Genomic DNA, 16,387 nt, shown 5'->3' on the forward strand with positions numbered 1-16,387 from the left:
GCCAGCCTGGCGCGAAAGCGTGGCTCAGTGAGACAGCGTCTCGGGACACTATTAATAATCAGGGCTTCTCTCCCGCCCCGATAACGCGCATCCTTTTGCCGTTTCATATTCTCATTAGCGCAGGAGGCGCAACAGACCGCCTGCGCCCCATTTGTTCTTTTATGATTAAGGATGATATCCCCATGAGGCTCTCCACCGCGATTCTCGCCCTCAGCTGTGCCCTGGCAACGATCACCGGCTGCACCTCGTCAAAATCGTCACCGGAACGCCACGCCTACGCGTTCGTCGCCCACCGCTCCGATTTTGTCGGCGGCAACTTCACCGTCAACCGTCAGGAAAATTACCGTTTAAACCTGCCGACCTTCACGGCGATGTACGCCCGCGGCCAGCAGGATAAAGCCGCTGGCATGAGCGAAAGCGACGCCCGCCGCACCGCGGAGGCCATCAAACAGCAGGCGGCGCAGGGCACCCGCACCGAGCACGCCTTTACCGGCAACGCCAGCGACAAATGGGATAATGCAATGGAAAATAAAGATGCCGTCCTGTTCGGCAACGAACTCTCCGGTGCCTATCTCGACGGCTATCTTGGGGTGAAATAATCCTTCGCTCCCCCGCCCTCAGCGTTCGACGCTCACCCAGCGCTGCTGCTGATGGCTTTTGACGATCGCCTCGATGATGTACATCACATCGGCGCCGTCGTCGAAAGCGGCGAAGCGCCGGGCCCCGGCCTCCGGCATCTTCCCGGCGCGCACCGCCTGATAAAAATGCTCCATCATATTCTTAAAGGCGTCCGGCCAGCCCTCAATATGGCCGCCAGGGTAATGGGCGCTGTCAGCGATCTCCGGCCGCAGCAGGCTGGGGTCGTCGCTGAGCCGCCGATCCGGCTGCTCGCGGTGGCCGATCCACAGCCGCTGGGGCACTTCCTGATCCCAGGCCAGAGAACAGCGGCTGCCGTTAACCTCCACCGCCAGACGGTTTTTCCGCCCGGCGCTCACCTGAGAAACCATAAAGCTGCCTTTGCTGCCATCGTCAAAACGCAACAGCACCGAGCCAAAGTCCTCGGTATCGACAGGCCGGGTTTCATATCCCTGCGCCTCGTGAACGGCGCTGAAGGTCGCTTTGCCATTGACCGGCGCTTTACGCGTCGGCCAGACGATAGACAGATCCGCCATCACCTCGACAATCCGCCGACCGGTCATAAACTGCACGGTATCGCACCAGTGGGAGCCGATGTCAGCCACCGTCCGCGATGCGCCGCCCTGCGCCGAATCAACCCGCCAGTTGTAATCGGTCTCCAGCAGCATCCAGTCCTGTAAATAGCCGCCGTGCGCCGCGAAGATCCTGCCGACCTCGCCATGGCGGATCATCGCCGCCGCCTGCTGGACCATGGCGAACTGGCGATAGACGAAGCTGACGCCATGCACCACGCCGGCCCGGGCGGCAAGCGTCACCAGCTCCCGCGCCTCCTCCGCCGTCATACACAGCGGTTTTTCGGAGAAGACGTGCAGCCCGGCGGCGAGGATCTGCCGGTTAATCTGGGCATGCAGATGGTTCGGCGTACAGTTATGCACCACCTGTAGCCCCGGATGGGTCAGCAGCGCTGCCACGCTGTCGTAGGCATGGGCAATATTCAACGCTTGCGCCTTGCGCTGCGCCGACTCAAGGCTGCTGTCGCACAGCGCCACCACCTCGATATCCCCCAGCCGCCGCAGCGCCTCCAGATGCGCCGGGCCAATAAACCCAGCCCCAATAATCGCAACCTGAATCATGTTATTCCCTCCCACCGGCGGCAAAGTCATCGAAGGCCCGTCCGGCAACGGGAATGATATGGCGACGAATAAACTCGCTGCCCTCGCGCGCGCCGGTCTCGGCATCCTTCAGGCAGCACTCCCACTCCAGCACCGCCCAGCCGTCAAAATCATATTCGGTCAGCTTACTGAACACCCCTTTGAAGTCGATCTGCCCGTCGCCGGGAGAGCGGAAACGGCCAGCCCGCTGCTGCCAGGGCTGATAGCCGCCGTAGACGCCATTGCGCCCGTTGCGGCGAAATTCGGCGTCCTTGACGTGAAACGCTTTAATACGCGCATGATAGATATCGATATAGGTCAGGTAATCCATTTGCTGCAGATGCAGGTGGCTCGGGTCATAGAGCATATTGCAGCGCGGATGGTTATCCACCCGCGCGAGAAAACGCTCAAAGGTCACGCCATCGTGCAGGTCTTCGCCGGGGTGGATCTCGTAGCAGACATCGACCCCCTGCTCGTCGAAGAGGTCCAGCAGCGGCCGCCAGCGCCGGGCCAGCTCGGCAAAGGCCTCATCCAGAAGCGACTGATTATGCGGTGGCCACGGATAAAAAAAGGGCCATGCCAGCGCCCCGGAAAAGGTCGCATGCGCCTGCAGCCCCAGGCGGCCGGAGGCCACCGCCGCCTGGCGCACTTTCTCCACCGCCCAGCGCTGGCGCGCCTGCGGATCGCCGTGCAGCGCCGCCGGGGCGAAGGCGTCAAACGCCGCGTCATACGCCGGATGCACCGCCACCAGCTGTCCTTCAAGATGAGTGGACAGCTCGCTGATGACCAGCCCATGCTCCGCCAGGGTGCCGCGGACCTCGTCGCAGTAGGTCTGGCTCGCCGCCGCCCGCTCGACATCGAAAATCGCCGGGTGGTTGCAGGGGATCTGCAATGCCTTGTACCCCAGGCCGGCGGCCCACTGCGCCATCCCCGCCAGGGTGTTGAACGGCGCCTGCGGGCCGATAAACTGCGCCAGAAAAATGCCCGGTCCCTTGATCGTTTTCATACCCCCTCCTGTAAAATTAGTGCGGCTCTTTCTCGTTGTACTGGAAAGAGAAAAGGAAAATCAGCGCGATAACCGCGGCGGCCACCGCCGGGATCCACCAGAAGGTCACCCAGGCCTGCGGCACGCTCTGGCCGGCCACCAGATGGTTATACAGCGCGCCGGAGATCTGCGAGCCCAGCAGCATGCCGATCCCGTAGGTGAACATCACAATCATGCTCTGCGCCTGGCCTTTGACCTTCTCGCCCGCCACGCGGTCGGTGTAGATAAAGCCGACGACAAAGAAAAAGTCATAGCACACGCCGTGCAGCAAAATACCCAGATAGAGCAGGAAGCGCCCCTCTTCGCTGACCCCGAGGGCGAAAAAGGCATAGCGAACAAACCACGCCGCCATGCCGATAAGCAGCATGTATTTCACCCCGAGGCGACGGAACAGCAGCGGGATCACCAGCATAAAGACGATCTCTGACATCTGGCCGAAGGACATCGCGGTGCTGACATCCTTAACGCCGGCATCCGCCAGATACGACGCGGTATAGGCGTAATAGGTGCCTAACGGCACGGAAATTAAGGTGGCGCAGAGGGAGAAAATCAGGAAATGGCGGGTTTTCAGCAGCGCGAAGGCGTCCGCGCACAGCAGATCGCGAAACTGAACCGGCATGCCTTTGGCCGGCGCCGGGGTGTGGGGCAGCGTCAGGCTGTAGATCGCCAGCGCCACCGAACAGAGCGCCGCCACGGTGAAGATGCCGGTGGTGTCAGAGATGCCGGTCACCCCGATGCAGATCCCGGCGATAATCCAGCCGATGGTGCCGAACACGCGGACCACCGGAAAGGTTTTATCGACGTTAGCCAGGCTGTGGAAGGCGATGTTGTTGGTCAGCGCCAGGGTCGGCATATAGCACAGCGTATAGCCGAACAGCAGGCCAATCAGCAGCGCGCCGTTCTGCGCCACCAGCGCCTGGGGGACAAACCACAGGATCGCCGCCCCGGCCAGGTGCATCACCGCCATCACCTTCTGCGAGGCGAAAAAGCGATCCACCAGCATCCCTAGCACAAAGGGGGACAGGATGGAGGCGATCGGCCCGGCGGAGAACGCATCGCCGATCAGCAATGACATCTCATAGCGGGTCATCACCAGCCCCAGGGTCACCGACCAGCTGCCCCAGATAAAGAACTGCATAAACATCATTAACGACAGCCGCGGCACCAGAAAACGGTGGCTCACGCGGACACTTTCCCGACCTTCTGTTGTTGTGACCATGTTGCTCGCCCTCAGAAAAGTAATCGATTACAAAATCGCTCCAAACAAAAGTAATCGATTACAAAAAGAAGATCGCCAGGCAAATGCCCCACCTGCGAAGAGGATCACAATAAAAAGCCAGGCAGCCCCGCCGGACGGCGGGGCATCTCGCTTACGCCGGGCGGCGCAGCAGTTTGAAGGCGATAAACAGGAACAGGATCCACACCGGCAGCAGGATCGCCGACAGGCGCATCCCGTCGATAGTGCACATCAGCGCCAGAATCAGCCCAAGGAAAGCAATGCAGAAGTAGTTGCTGGCGGGCGCCAGCAGCGCTTTAAACTTCGATTCACGCCCTTTGCGGCGCTGGGCGGCGCGGAACTTCAGGTGCGCCATACAGATCATGATCCAGTTCAGCAGCAGCGTCGCCACCACCAGGGCCATCAGCAGTCCCAGCGCTTCATGCGGCAGCAGGTAGTTCAGCACCACCACCAGTGAGGTGATAATCCCCGAGAGCAGCAGAGAGTTCACCGGCACGCCGCGCTTGCTGACGCGGGCGAGGAACGTCGGCGCATTGCCCTGCACCGACAAGCCGAACAGCATCCGGCTGTTGGAGTACACGCCGCTGTTATACACCGACAGCGAGGCCACCAGAATGACGAAGTTCAGCGCGGAGGCCACCAGGTTGCTGTCGAGATGATGGAAAATCATCACGAACGGGCTACTGTCGGATTTGACCTCCACCCACGGGTAGAGCGCCAGCAGCACCACCAGCGAACCGATATAGAACAGCAGGATACGATAAACCACCTGGTTGACCGCTTTTGGAATGCTCTTTTCCGGGTTTTGCGCTTCAGCGGCGGTGATGCCGATAAGCTCCAGCCCGCCGAAGGAGAACATGATCACCGCCAGCGACAGGATAAGACCGTGCCAGCCGGTGGCGAGGAAGCCGCCGTGTTTCCACAGGTTGTCGAACCCGGCTTTGCTGCCGCCGTGGCCGCCAAACAGCATCCACAGGCCAAAGGCAATCATGCCGATAATCGCCAGCACTTTTATCAGCGCAAACCAGAACTCCGCTTCGCCATACAGGCGCACGTTGACGAGATTGACGGCGTTAATAATAAGGAAGAAGGCCGCCGCCCAGATCCAGGTCGGGACGTCGGGCAGCCAGTACTGCATGTAGATCCCGGCGGCGGTCAGCTCCGCCATTCCCACCAGCACGAACATCACCCAGTAGTTCCAGCCGGAAAGGAAGCCAGCGAACGGGCCCCAGTATTTGTAGGCAAAGTGGGCAAAGGAGCCGGATACCGGCTCTTCCACCACCATTTCGCCCAGCTGGCGCATGATCAGAAAAGCGACAATCCCGGCGACGGCGTAACCCAGTAATACCGCCGGACCGGCCATCTGGATAGCGGGACCAATGCCGAGAAACAGCCCGGTGCCAATCGCGCCGCCAAGGGCGATAAGTTGAATGTGTCGGTTCTGTAAACCGCGATGAAGCGTCGGGCCGCTCTCTTCTACGGCATCCGACGACGTTGACGCGTCTTTCACGTCGTTCCCCTGTGTGTTTTTGCGAAGGGGCACCTTTTATCACTTAGGGGGGATTGTCGCAAGTTGCGAGGGGTTATGGCGGCGGCGACATTAACCTTCGCTTGCACGGACTCAGGCCGTGCAAGGCGCCGTCGTCGCCTGGCACATTCGCGGCTGTCCATCCGCTGTCCTTGCCCGGAGGCGCTGCGCTTACCGGGCCTACGCAGACGCCTGAAGCCCGGTTAAGGCTACCTCCACCGACAAAACTTAATAGCGCACCATCACCGACTTCAGCTCCGTGTAGTCATCGATAAACGCGCTGCCGAATTCGCGCCCGATGCCCGAGCCCTTCATGCCGCCGAACGGTACCGCCGGGTCGAGGAAAGTATGCATATTGACCCACACGATGCCGGCCTCAATCGCCTCCGAGTAGCGTAGCGCCAGGCGAATATTATCCGACCAGACGCTGGCCGCCAGGCCATACGGCGAGGCATTGATCCGCGCCAGCGCCTCGTCTTCACTGTGATAACCGATAAAACTGCACACCGGGCCGAAGGTCTCCTCGCGCATCAGGGTGCTCTCTTCGCTGCGCACTTTGACCGCCGTCGGCTGCAGGAAATAGCCCTCCCCCGGCAGGGCTTCGCCGCCGCAGACGATGGTATCGCCCTCGTCGCGCGCGGTCTGAATGAGCCGCAACACTTTGTCATACTGCTGGCGGTTGGCCAGCGGCCCCATCAGCGTGCGCTCATCCAGCGGCGATCCCGGCGCGAAGGCGCTGAGCTTATCTTTCAGCAGCGCCAGCACCGCATCCAGTTTACCCTGCGGCAGATAAAAGCGCTCCGCGGCGGCGCAAATCTGCCCCTGGTTCAGGTAGCCGGCTTCCAGAATGCCGTTGACCATCGCCTCCGGCGTCAGATCATCCAGGAACAGCGCGGCGTTTTTGCCCCCCAGCTCAAGGGTCACCCGTTTACCTGACGCACTGGCCGACCGCTGGACTTTCTCGCCAGTGGCCACCGAGCCAGTGAAGCTCACCTTGGCGCAGGCCGGATGGGTAATCAGCCGCTGAGCAATCTCGCCGCCGGCGCCGTTGACCACGTTAATCACCCCGTCCGGAATACCCACCGCTTTCGCCAGCTCCGCCACGCGCAGCAGCGTCAGCGGCGTATACTCGCTCGGCTTGAGAACAATGGTGCAGCCGCAGACCAGGGCCGCCGCCAGCTTCCAGACGGCAATCATGATGGAGAAGTTCCACGGCACGATGCCCACCACTACCCCCAGCGGCTGACGGCGAGTGAAGGCGGTATATTTCTCCCCGGCCATCGACGGCAGCGACACATTCAGGGTTTCGCCGGTGACTTTCCCCGCCCAGCCGGCGAAGTAGCGCAGGAAAGCGACCGATTGATCCAGCTCGAGCATGCGCGCCAGCGTGATGGTCTTGCCGGAGCAGAGACTTTCCAGCTGCGCCAGCGCTTCGCGATGCTCAGCCAGGGCATCCGCCAGCTTCAGCAGCAAGGTTCCGCGCGCCAGCGTCGGCATTTCGCGCCACTGATTAAACGCCTGGCGGGCACTCTCTACCGCGCGATCCGCCTGGTCGCTATCCGCCGCGGTGACCTCGGCGATCGCCCGCCCGGTGGCAGGGTTGATCACCGCAAACGGCGCGCCGCGGCCCGCCTCTCGCTCACCGGCGATAAACTGCCCGTGCGGCTGGCGTAAAAAGGCGGTCACTTCCGCCAGTAAGGTTATCTCGCTCATCGTCAGTACCCGTTTTTTCAGCAACGTTGGCCCATCACAGCACGGCTTCCCGCCGCCGCCTATCGTTCTAAAGAACGTCATTCTTCCGGACGATATTCAACGCCCGCGCGGCGTGCTGTGATGAGGCACTTGAGCGAGGCAAGACCACAGGGTAACGCGATGAACATCAAAATCGATGCGCTGAACTACTACGGCGCGACGAAGAAATACCACCTCCATTTTCCGGCGCTGCGGGAAGATATTGAAGCCGACGTGGTGATTATCGGCGGCGGCTTCTCCGGTATTAACACCGCCCTTGAGCTGGCGGAACAGGGCATCACCAACGTGGTGGTGCTGGAAGCGCGCCATCTCGGCTATGGCGGCACCGGGCGCAATGGCGGCCAGGTGATGGCCGGTATCGGTCACGACATCGAAGCGGTGAAAAAGCACGTCGGCAAAGAAGGGCTGGAAACGCTGTTTAAAATAGCCAACCTTGGCGCGGGCATCATTCGCGAACGCATCCGCAAATATAATATCGACGCCGATTTCGTCCCCGGCTATGGCTATCTCGCTTATAACCAGCGGCAACTGAAAACGCTGCGCCAGTGGGAGAAGGAGTTTAAGGCTGCCACCCCGGATGAAGAGATCGAGCTGTATACCGGGAAAGAGGTGCAGCAGGTGGTGGGCTCCGAGGTCTACTGCGGCGCGCTGAAACATATGGGCGGCGGCCAGATCCATTCGCTCAATATGCTCCTCGGCTCGGCGGAGGCCGCCCATTCGCTGGGAGTGAAGATCTTCGAATCCTCGCCGGTGGTGGAGGTGAATTACGGCAAACAGGTGCGGGTACGTACCGCGATGGGCAGCGTCAAAGCCGCCAAACTGCTGTGGGCCTGCGACAGCTTCCTCAACAATATGGAGCCGGAGATCTACAACAAAACGCTGGTCACCTACTCCTATCAGGTATCGACCGAGCCGCTCTCCGATGAACTGATCGAGCGCATCAGCCCGCTGCGCGGCGCCTTCAGCGATATTCGCCCGGTGATTAACTACTACCGCGTCACCCGGGAAAACCGCCTGCTGTTCGGCAGCGCCACCCGCTTTGTGGAGTATACGCCGAACGATTTCGCCGCCTGGAACCGCACCCTGCTGGCGGAGGTCTTCCCCTATTTGAAGGATGTGAAGATCGATTTCGCCTGGGGCGGGCCAATGGCCTGTAGCGCCAACCTGTTTCCACAGATCGGCACGCTACGCGATCACAACAACGTCTTTTACGTCCAGGGGTACTCCGGCTTCGGCGTCACCCCATCGCACATCGTGTGCAAAATCCTCGCCGAAGGGATCAACGGCGGTTCAGACCGCTATCGTCTGCTGAGCAGCATCCCCCACGCGACCATCCACGGCCGTGACAGCCTGCGCCTGCTGCTGGTCACCGCCGGAAAATTGATGCATCAAACCGCCGGTTTCTGGAAAGGCCGGAGTTAACCAGGAGAACGCTATGCACGCTTTTAAACTTAAACACCCGGTGCCCGACCTGCAGCCAATCGGCAGCGTCAGCCTGCTCGGCGCGACGCCGACCGCCGGCGACCCGCAGGTGGCCGGGGCGATGATCTACGGCGAGCCGCAGGATGCCTTTACCTGCGGACTGTTTTCGTCCACTGAGGGGAGCTTTACCATGACCTATCCGTTTACCGAACACGCCACCGTGCTGGAAGGCGAAGTGGAGTTGACCGTCGCCGGCGGTGAACCGCAGCGCTTTGCGCCGGGCGATAGCTGGTTTGTTAAACAGGGCACCGAAGTGGAGTGGAAAATCCTGACGCCGCGCTTTGTGAAGCACTACCTGGCGAACGTCGAGACGCGCTAACGCGCTGATACTGCCCGGCGGCGCAGGGGGGGGCCCCGGAGGCGGCGCATTGCGCCTTCTCCGGGCTACCAAATCGCACAGCGCTGTAGCCCCGGTAAGCGGCAGCGTCACCGGGGGTTTTGAGGCCGCCAACACCGGCAGTTTCAGTCAGCATGGTGAATACATTAAAGGCAGGCCGCGCGGACCGTAGGCCGGGTAAGGCGCTAGCCGCCACCCGGCAGAAACAGGCGCAACGTGGCAAGGCGGATGGCCCCGGTTTTCGGGGTCATCTTGTTTATCCACCCTCACATTCATGGACTGCGTCACAGAATCATGCGCCACCCTCCACCTTCCGGACGATATTCGTTGAGCAGGATGCCCGCCTAAATTATGACTATCCGGGAGTGGCGCTGGCTATTCCCTGCCCTACCCCATTATTGTGCAGAGGTTGACTATGTTTAGTAACAGACTTGCCAGCCATCTTGAGCGCGGCGTCGTCGGCTTCCCGACCACCCTCGCCAGCTCCGTCGGGCTGATTATGGCCAGCCCGGTGATCCTGACGGTGACCAGCGGCTTCGGCATGGGCGGCGATACCTTCGCGCTGGCGGTGCTGCTGGCCTTTATTATGATGCAGGCGCAGGTCACCACCTTTGCCGAGGCGGCGACGCTCATTCCCACCACCGGTTCGGTGTACGACTATATCTCCTGCGGCATGGGCCGCTTTTTCGCTATCACCGGCGCGCTGTGCGCCTATCTGATCGTCCATATTTTCGCCGGGACGGCGGAGACGATCCTGGCGGGCATTATGGCGCTGGTGAACTTCGAATCGATCAACGCCCAGATGGCCGCTCACCAAAACACCTGGATGGTGGGCGTCGGCATGGTGGTGATTTTCGGCCTGCTGAACGCCATCGGCGTGGAAATCTTCGGCAAGGTCGAAGTGGTGCTGACCTTCGGCATGTGGACCACGCTGACCATTTTCGGCCTGTGCGGCATTTTTATGGCGCCGGTGACTCATCTTTCCGGCTGGTTCGGCACGCCGCTGAACGTTAGCGATATCAACGGCCTGTTCGGCTATATCGGCATGGCGATGTTTATGTTCGTCGGTTGCGAACTGGTGACGCCGATGGCGCCGGAGATCAAACAGGCCCACCGCACCATACCGCGGGCGATGGCGCTGGGCCTGCTGGGGGTCGCCAGCTGCATGTTTATCTACGGTGCGGCGATCAACCGCCAGGTGGAGAATACCGTGCTCGACGCGGCCAACAACGTCCATCTGCTGGATACGCCGATGGCGATCCCGGCCTTCGCCGAGCGGGTGATGGGCCACGCCGGCCAGTACTGGCTGGGGGTCGGGCTGCTGCTGGCGGGCTGCGCCACCATCAATACGCTGATGGCCGCCGTGCCGCGCATTATCTACGGTATGGCGCTGGACGGCGCGCTGCCCCGCTTCCTGACCTGGCTGCATCCGCGCTTTAAAACGCCGGTAATCGCCATCGCCATCGGGGTGGCGATCCCCTGCCTGCACGCCTGGTATCTGAACGGCGATCTGGACCGCATCGTGCCGCTGATCCTCGCCGCGGTCTGCGCCTGGGGCGTCGCCTATCTGCTGGTGACGCTGTCGGTGGTGATGCTGCGCATTCGCCGCCCGGACCTGCCGCGCGCCTACCGCTCGCCGTGGTTCCCACTGCCGCAGATTATCTCCAGCGTCGGCATTATCATCGCTATCGTCAATATCACCCCGCCGGGGATGGACAGTCGCCAGGTGCTGGTGCCGTTCGGCATTATGCTCGGCCTGACCGCCGCCTACGCCCTGTTCTGGACGGTGTGCGTGCAGCGCGTCAATCCGTTCAAGCCGCTGGTGGTGGAAGAGGTAGTGGAGCGCGCCATCAACAACTACGAAAAACAGACCCGCGGGGAGATGACGCCAGATGTCCTCCGTCCCCTGGTTTGAAACGCCGTTAATGAACGCGGTGCAGCGCGATCTGGCCGGCTGGCCCTGCGAAAAGCTGAGCGAGCGCAGCGCGCTGCTGCGCTTGAACAACGCCACCGCCGTGACCTTCAGCGTGCGTCAGAAGCGGCTGTTTATGGCCAGCATTCACAGCTGCGAGTTTGTCGTCGAGGGGCCGGTGACCCGGCCCGTGCGCGGTAACATTCGCGCCCATCAATCCGGCTGGTGGAAACGCCAGCCGATCCGCTTTATCGGTGGCAAAGGCAGCGAGGCACTCGCCGGCTATCTCAATGGTTTCCCTAATCTCCAGCAGACCTTAAGCGAGCTGGACTACCGCCGCTTTTCGCTGACCTTTGACGGTCGCGGCTGGCGCTGCAGCATTGAACCCTGGGCCGCCAGCGAAGTGGTCTGTAAAATGCCGCCGCTGCGCCGTTATCTGCGGCTGGAAGCGCAGCAGCGGATGCTGCTGCTCAGCGTGCTGGCGATGACCGATCAGGCAGTAAGTCAGTGGATGCGCGGTGAAATCGTAGAAGAGAAAGCATTGACTTCCCCGCCATCACCGCGGGGAAGCTGGGGCGTTTTATAGCAGGCCAAACTGCTGCGCCAGCCGATCGAGAGCCTGCCTCTGGAACTGCGCAAACTCCGCCCGCGGCTGTTGTTGTTGAATAAATTCCCGCAGCGGATCCTGGACCTCGGTGCGGATGCCGCTCAGAGCCTCCATCACCGCCAGGCCGCAGAACGGCACGTAGGATTCGGCGTAGCCGCCTTCGTGCACCATCACCAGTTTCCCGCCGCACAGGCGATCCGCCGCCTGCTGGACCTGTTCAGTCATCGCCCGGAAGCTGTCGCTGTGCAGTTGCATGCGCGCCAGCGGATCCATGGCGTTGGCATCATAGCCGCAGGCGATGATAATCAGCTCCGGCTCAAAGCGCGCCAGCGCCGGAATAACGATGGTTTCCAGCGCATAGCGCCAGCTGTCATCCCCCGCGCCGGCCAGCAGCGGAATATTGATGTTGTAACCCTCCCCCGCCCCCACGCCGCGATCGTCCTCACCAGAGTAGCCCGGCGGGAAGCAGCCGTCCTGATGCAAGGAGATAGTCAGCACGTCATCGCGCTGCAGGTAGATATGCTGGGTGCCGTTGCCGTGATGAACGTCCCAGTCAATGATCGCCACCTTGCCGAGCCCGAGCAGCGCTTTCGCTCGCTCCACGGCAATGGGGATATTGGCGAGAAAACAGAAGCCCATCGACTGGTCCGGCAGGCAGTGGTGTCCGGGCGGACGCGACAGCGAATAGGCGTTATCCAGTTCTCCCTTCAGCACCGCTTCCACCGCCGCGCAGGCCAGCCCGGCGGAAAGACAGGCGATTTCATAACTGCCCGGCCCCAGCGGCGCCTCTTTGCCGAGCATGCCGCCGCCGTTATCGCTTATCGCCTTGAAGCGCTCCAGATAACTGTCGGGATGGATCCGCCGCAGGTCCGCAAGGCTCGCCGGCGCCGCGCTGCGCAGCGCCAGCTGCGGCGTCAGCCCGGAGACATCCATCAGGTTTTTCATCCGCCGTTTGGTCTCCGGCGATTCGGCATGACCGCCGCCGGCGGGTGGCTGTACCCACCCGCCCACCGGCAGCGTCACTGCGTGCAGCCCGGTACTGTGCCAGAAACAACGTTCATCAAAGAAGAAACCGGTTTTTCTTTTCACTCTATCCTCCCGTGGGCTAACCCTTCCCGGCGGCGGAAGCCGCCACAATTAAAATCAGTGACAGCAGCGCGCAGACGCCTGCCGCCGCCAGCAGCGGGTCGGCGCTGGCGAAGTGTTGCAGTAAGGCCCCCGCGAGCGCCGGGCCTGCCGCCATGCCGCCGCCGATCACCAGATTGATGCTGTTCATCAGCCGACCGCTGTTATCGAGCCCGGCGACGCGGGCGAGAATAAAGGGCAGCACGAAGGTCCAGGTGAACTTAAACAGCAGCGCCGCGATGGCGTAGCGCGCCAGCAGCGGCTGGCCAACCAGCAGCCCGACGCTGACGATCAGCAGGCCGTAGCCCAGCCACACCGGTAAGCGATCGGCGCGCCGGGTGCCGCGCAGGGCCGCGCCGCCGGCGCCGATAATGCCGCAAACCGTCGCCGCCGCCAGCACCAGCCCCACCTGCGTCGGGCTCAGCCCCGCCGTGCTGCCGATGGTGCCGATAAAGGTCCACACTGCGCTGAGGCTGATATAGAAAGTGAGCACCGCCAGCACCGCCAGCGCCTGACGCCACAGCGCCGTCGACGGCTGCTGGCGGGAGGCAGAGAGCGGTTGAAAGCGCGGCGGGAAAGCGGACACCAGCGGCAGGCAGCAGAGCATGATGGCGGCGAGGATCAGATACACCACCTTCAGGCCAAAGGTCGCGAACAGGCCGGGCAGCGCCAGCAGGCCAAGCATCCCCAACAGCAGTTGCCCGAGCACCCAAAAGGCGTAGACCCGCGACGGGTTCGGCGTTCCCGCCGCGCAGCTGATGCACAGAATCATCAGCGTGCCGCCCGCCAGTGAGGCGATAAAGCGCGCCGCCAGCAGCGTCTCATACTGGGTGACCACCGCCGAGGCGAGGTTGGCGGTCAGAAACACCGCCCCGGCCATCAGGGCGACCCGCCGCCAGTCGAGGCGACTCATCCACCACCACGCCGGGAGCGTCGCCAGGCTCATCGCCCCCAGCTCCGCTGAGAACAGCCAGCCTACCTGCCTGGGTTTTAGCTGCCATTCGCTGGCCAGCTGCGCCGCCACCGCCGGCGCGGTCATCAGAATACCCGGCGCAATAGCGGCAAAAATCACAATCGCCGCCAGCAAACGCAGGGACACCACCAGCCCGGCGGGCCGGGAAAGCGCATTATCAGTGACAGGTGTACTCGACATCGTAGGGCGTGCTCCGGTCAAAAAAGCCTCCCCCCGGAGGATCCTCCAGGGAGTGATACCCACAGGCATCAGGAAAACGCCGTGTTGCCACGGCGCGCGCGGGATGTGAAAGTCAGATCACAGATTCAGCGAACGCTGAGCAGCCGGCATCCAGGTTCGGGAAACCAGTTCGGTACGATTGACCACTTCGGTCTTGGCGAAGATATTGCGCAGGTGCGTTTTCACCGTCGAGAGCGAGATATCCAGCTGGCGGGCAATCAGCTTATTACTGGCCCCTTCGCGCACCATGCCGACGATTTCCCGCTCTTTGGCGGTCAGGATAGCGGGCAGGTCATCTTCTTCCTGCAGGCAGTCGCGGATCGCCAGCTCCACCAGCGGCAGCACCGCCTGGGCCCGATGACGCTCTTCGCTGGAGAAAGGCACGTCGCGCATCAGCGAGATACCGGCGATGATCCGCCGCTCGCGGCGGATAAAGATCTCGGTCATGTCACGCACGTTATTCGGCAACATAAATTCATGATAATAATGCCGGTTGCGATCGCAGAGCCGCGGCGTCATCGCCGCCACGGTGGTGTTCTGGTGGCTAAAGTGCGCCGGTAAATGCGGATCCAGCGGCTGGAAGTTTTCCAGATATTGTTGGTGCGTATTATCGGAAATATTATGCAATATATAGTTTTCGGGTTTTAACCGGTTATTTACTCGATAAAACACCGCTGAAGTCAGTGGAATTAACTGAGAAATAGTCTGTAAACAACGGGCTATTATCGCATCATTACGGCTGGCTTTTAACAAAGCAGACATGATAGGGCCTCCCCGTCGAGATGATGGTGCATGACACATGGATGACTACCGATAATTGAAGCATACATTTCACATTTAAGTAACACAATCATTAACATATTAACAATGTGATAGCCGTTACAAAATTTTCAGCAATGCATTGTTATATAAAGCATTTAAAAAACACACTCGCCATGCCTTACGATAGCGGCGTTAAAACATAAACAAAAAAGATTAATACCCGGCGTACCTGCCTCTGGTGATAAAAAAACCCTATCCCGGACGCGTCTCTCTCATCCTTAAGAACGATGGATTTCTGTTTTTTTTCACTTATACCCTTAACAGGATGCCATTAATTTTCGCCGCGGCTTAATCATGTGATTACGCCTGACCCGCTGTTGCCAAAATAATAGCAACAGCGCCGGTCATTAACCGAGGATAAGCCGATGCTGAATATCGCCGCCCTGCGCCAGCAGCAAATTCCGCTGGCCGCTGAGCCGCGCTCACCGGTGCCGTTTCATATTCTGATGAAGCCGATTGGCCCCGCCTGCAATCTCGCCTGCCGCTACTGCTATTACCCCCAGGATGAAACGCCGGTCAACAAGTTGGACGAGGCGCGGCTGGAGCAGTTTATCCGCCGCTACATCGCGGCCCAGCCCGTCGGCGCGCGGGAAATCAACTTTGTCTGGCAGGGCGGTGAGCCGCTGCTGGCCGGCCTGAGCTTTTACAAAAAAGCGCTCGCCCTGCAGGCGCGTTATGCCCCCGACGGCGTCACCATCAGCAACAGTCTGCAGACCAATGGCACGCTGATCAACGACGCCTGGTGCCGGCTGTTCCGCGAGCATCGCTTTATTATCGGCTTGAGCCTCGAAGGCAGCGAAGCGCTACAGGACCAGCATCGTCCGGATAAACGCGGCCGGGCCAGCTGGCCGGCGGCACTGCGCGGCATCGGCTTTCTCCACCAGCATCAGGTGGATTTTAACCTGCTGGTGGTGGTGCATAACGAGATGGCGGCCCACGCGGCGGCGATTTATGACCGGCTGGTCAGCCTCGGCGCGCGCTATCTACAGTTTCAGCCGCTGATGAGCGAAGGCGCAGCGTTGCGCGAGGGCTATCAGCTGAGTGCCGATAACTGGGGGCGTTTTATGGTCGGCATCTGGCGGCAGTGGCAGAAGCGCTGCGACAAGGGGCGGGTGTTCGTCATCAATATCGAGCAGGCGTGGGCGCAGTACTTCACTCACACCAGCGGCAGCTGCGTGCACAGCGCCCGCTGCGGCAGCAATCTGGTGATGGAGCCCGACGGAGAGCTCTACGCCTGCGACCATCTGATCAACGCCGAACATCGGCTGGGCCGCCTTGACGACATGACGCTGGCGCACGCGGTTGACGCCTCGGTGCAGCTGCCTTTCGGTCAGCAGAAAAGCCTGCGCCGCGAATGCCAGACCTGCGCGGTCAAAATGGTCTGCCAGGGCGGCTGCCCGGCGCATCTGAACGCCGCGGGCAACAACCGCCTCTGCGGCGGCTACTACCGCTTCTTTAGCGAAATTCTGGCGCCCGTGCGCCCCTTTTCCCGCGACCTTCAAGGGCTACAAGCCTGGCGGGCCGCGTTTGTCGGGGCCGCGCATCCGGCGTAGCCCATTGC

Annotated in this window: 14 protein-coding genes; 6 read left to right on the forward strand and 8 right to left on the reverse strand. The window is 61.3% G+C overall.

Going from position 1 to position 16,387, the window contains the following annotated elements; all coding sequences use genetic code 11:
• Positions 1-182 precede the first annotated feature (182 nt).
• A complete protein-coding gene (locus tag ACQUTI_RS11585) occupies positions 183-599 on the forward strand; it encodes an Exc2 family lipoprotein (protein WP_004202462.1) in 417 nt (138 codons plus the stop codon).
• An 18-nt stretch (positions 600-617) separates the two neighbouring features.
• On the opposite strand, the gene ACQUTI_RS11590 is transcribed toward ACQUTI_RS11585, so the two are convergent.
• From ACQUTI_RS11590 to ACQUTI_RS11610, 5 genes are all read right to left on the reverse strand, one after another.
• A complete protein-coding gene (locus tag ACQUTI_RS11590) occupies positions 618-1,769 on the reverse strand; it encodes a Gfo/Idh/MocA family protein (RefSeq protein ID WP_048294351.1) in 1,152 nt (383 codons plus the stop codon).
• 1 nt (position 1,770) lies between these two features.
• On the reverse strand, positions 1,771-2,793 hold the full coding sequence (locus ACQUTI_RS11595) for a sugar phosphate isomerase/epimerase family protein (protein WP_004202459.1): 1,023 nt from the start codon (positions 2,791-2,793) through the stop codon (positions 1,771-1,773).
• A 16-nt stretch (positions 2,794-2,809) separates the two neighbouring features.
• Complete coding sequence (locus tag ACQUTI_RS11600; protein ID WP_025999301.1) at positions 2,810-4,015, reverse strand: MFS transporter; 1,206 nt, start codon at positions 4,013-4,015, stop codon at positions 2,810-2,812.
• A 187-nt stretch (positions 4,016-4,202) separates the two neighbouring features.
• Positions 4,203-5,579 carry a phenylalanine transporter gene (gene pheP / locus ACQUTI_RS11605; RefSeq protein WP_032455670.1) on the reverse strand — a complete coding sequence of 459 codons (1,377 nt, stop codon included), beginning with the start codon at positions 5,577-5,579 and terminating at the stop codon, positions 4,203-4,205.
• Between the two features lie 246 nt (positions 5,580-5,825).
• A complete protein-coding gene (locus ACQUTI_RS11610) occupies positions 5,826-7,310 on the reverse strand; it encodes an aldehyde dehydrogenase family protein (protein ID WP_049004398.1) in 1,485 nt (494 codons plus the stop codon).
• Between the two features lie 159 nt (positions 7,311-7,469).
• Here ACQUTI_RS11610 and ACQUTI_RS11615 point away from each other — a divergent pair, with 159 nt between their 5' ends.
• The 4 genes from ACQUTI_RS11615 to ACQUTI_RS11630 all read left to right on the forward strand — a co-directional run bounded on the left by ACQUTI_RS11615 (position 7,470) and on the right by ACQUTI_RS11630 (position 11,666).
• Positions 7,470-8,771 (forward strand): NAD(P)/FAD-dependent oxidoreductase, encoded by a 1,302-nt coding sequence (locus tag ACQUTI_RS11615; protein WP_065802293.1) that lies wholly within the window; start codon positions 7,470-7,472, stop codon positions 8,769-8,771.
• A 13-nt stretch (positions 8,772-8,784) separates the two neighbouring features.
• Complete coding sequence (locus ACQUTI_RS11620; RefSeq protein WP_002892824.1) at positions 8,785-9,150, forward strand: cupin domain-containing protein; 366 nt, start codon at positions 8,785-8,787, stop codon at positions 9,148-9,150.
• Positions 9,151-9,583: 433 nt separating this feature from the next.
• Positions 9,584-11,083 (forward strand): APC family permease, encoded by a 1,500-nt coding sequence (locus ACQUTI_RS11625; protein ID WP_002892820.1) that lies wholly within the window; start codon positions 9,584-9,586, stop codon positions 11,081-11,083.
• Positions 11,061-11,666, forward strand: coding sequence for a DUF3156 family protein (locus ACQUTI_RS11630; protein ID WP_080847315.1), 606 nt, complete (start codon positions 11,061-11,063; stop codon positions 11,664-11,666). The genes ACQUTI_RS11625 and ACQUTI_RS11630 overlap by 23 nt, the downstream gene beginning before the upstream one ends.
• Here ACQUTI_RS11630 and ACQUTI_RS11635 read toward each other — a convergent pair.
• The 3 genes from ACQUTI_RS11635 to ACQUTI_RS11645 all read right to left on the reverse strand — a co-directional run bounded on the left by ACQUTI_RS11635 (position 11,661) and on the right by ACQUTI_RS11645 (position 14,766).
• Positions 11,661-12,776, reverse strand: coding sequence for a class II histone deacetylase (locus ACQUTI_RS11635; protein WP_032455666.1), 1,116 nt, complete (start codon positions 12,774-12,776; stop codon positions 11,661-11,663). The two genes, ACQUTI_RS11630 and ACQUTI_RS11635, sit on opposite strands and share 6 nt — an antisense overlap.
• Positions 12,777-12,792: 16 nt before the next feature.
• Complete coding sequence (locus ACQUTI_RS11640) at positions 12,793-13,965, reverse strand: MFS transporter (RefSeq protein WP_064150547.1); 1,173 nt, start codon at positions 13,963-13,965, stop codon at positions 12,793-12,795.
• A 117-nt stretch (positions 13,966-14,082) separates the two neighbouring features.
• On the reverse strand, positions 14,083-14,766 hold the full coding sequence (locus tag ACQUTI_RS11645; RefSeq protein ID WP_043519408.1) for a response regulator transcription factor: 684 nt from the start codon (positions 14,764-14,766) through the stop codon (positions 14,083-14,085).
• Positions 14,767-15,191: 425 nt separating this feature from the next.
• Here ACQUTI_RS11645 and ACQUTI_RS11650 point away from each other — a divergent pair, with 425 nt between their 5' ends.
• Positions 15,192-16,379, forward strand: coding sequence for an anaerobic sulfatase maturase (locus ACQUTI_RS11650; RefSeq protein WP_087771442.1), 1,188 nt, complete (start codon positions 15,192-15,194; stop codon positions 16,377-16,379).
• Positions 16,380-16,387 lie beyond the last annotated feature (8 nt).

Source organism: Klebsiella sp. 7-CIP_Kleb., from assembly GCF_050378655.1.
Classification (GTDB): domain Bacteria; phylum Pseudomonadota; class Gammaproteobacteria; order Enterobacterales; family Enterobacteriaceae; genus Klebsiella; species Klebsiella quasipneumoniae.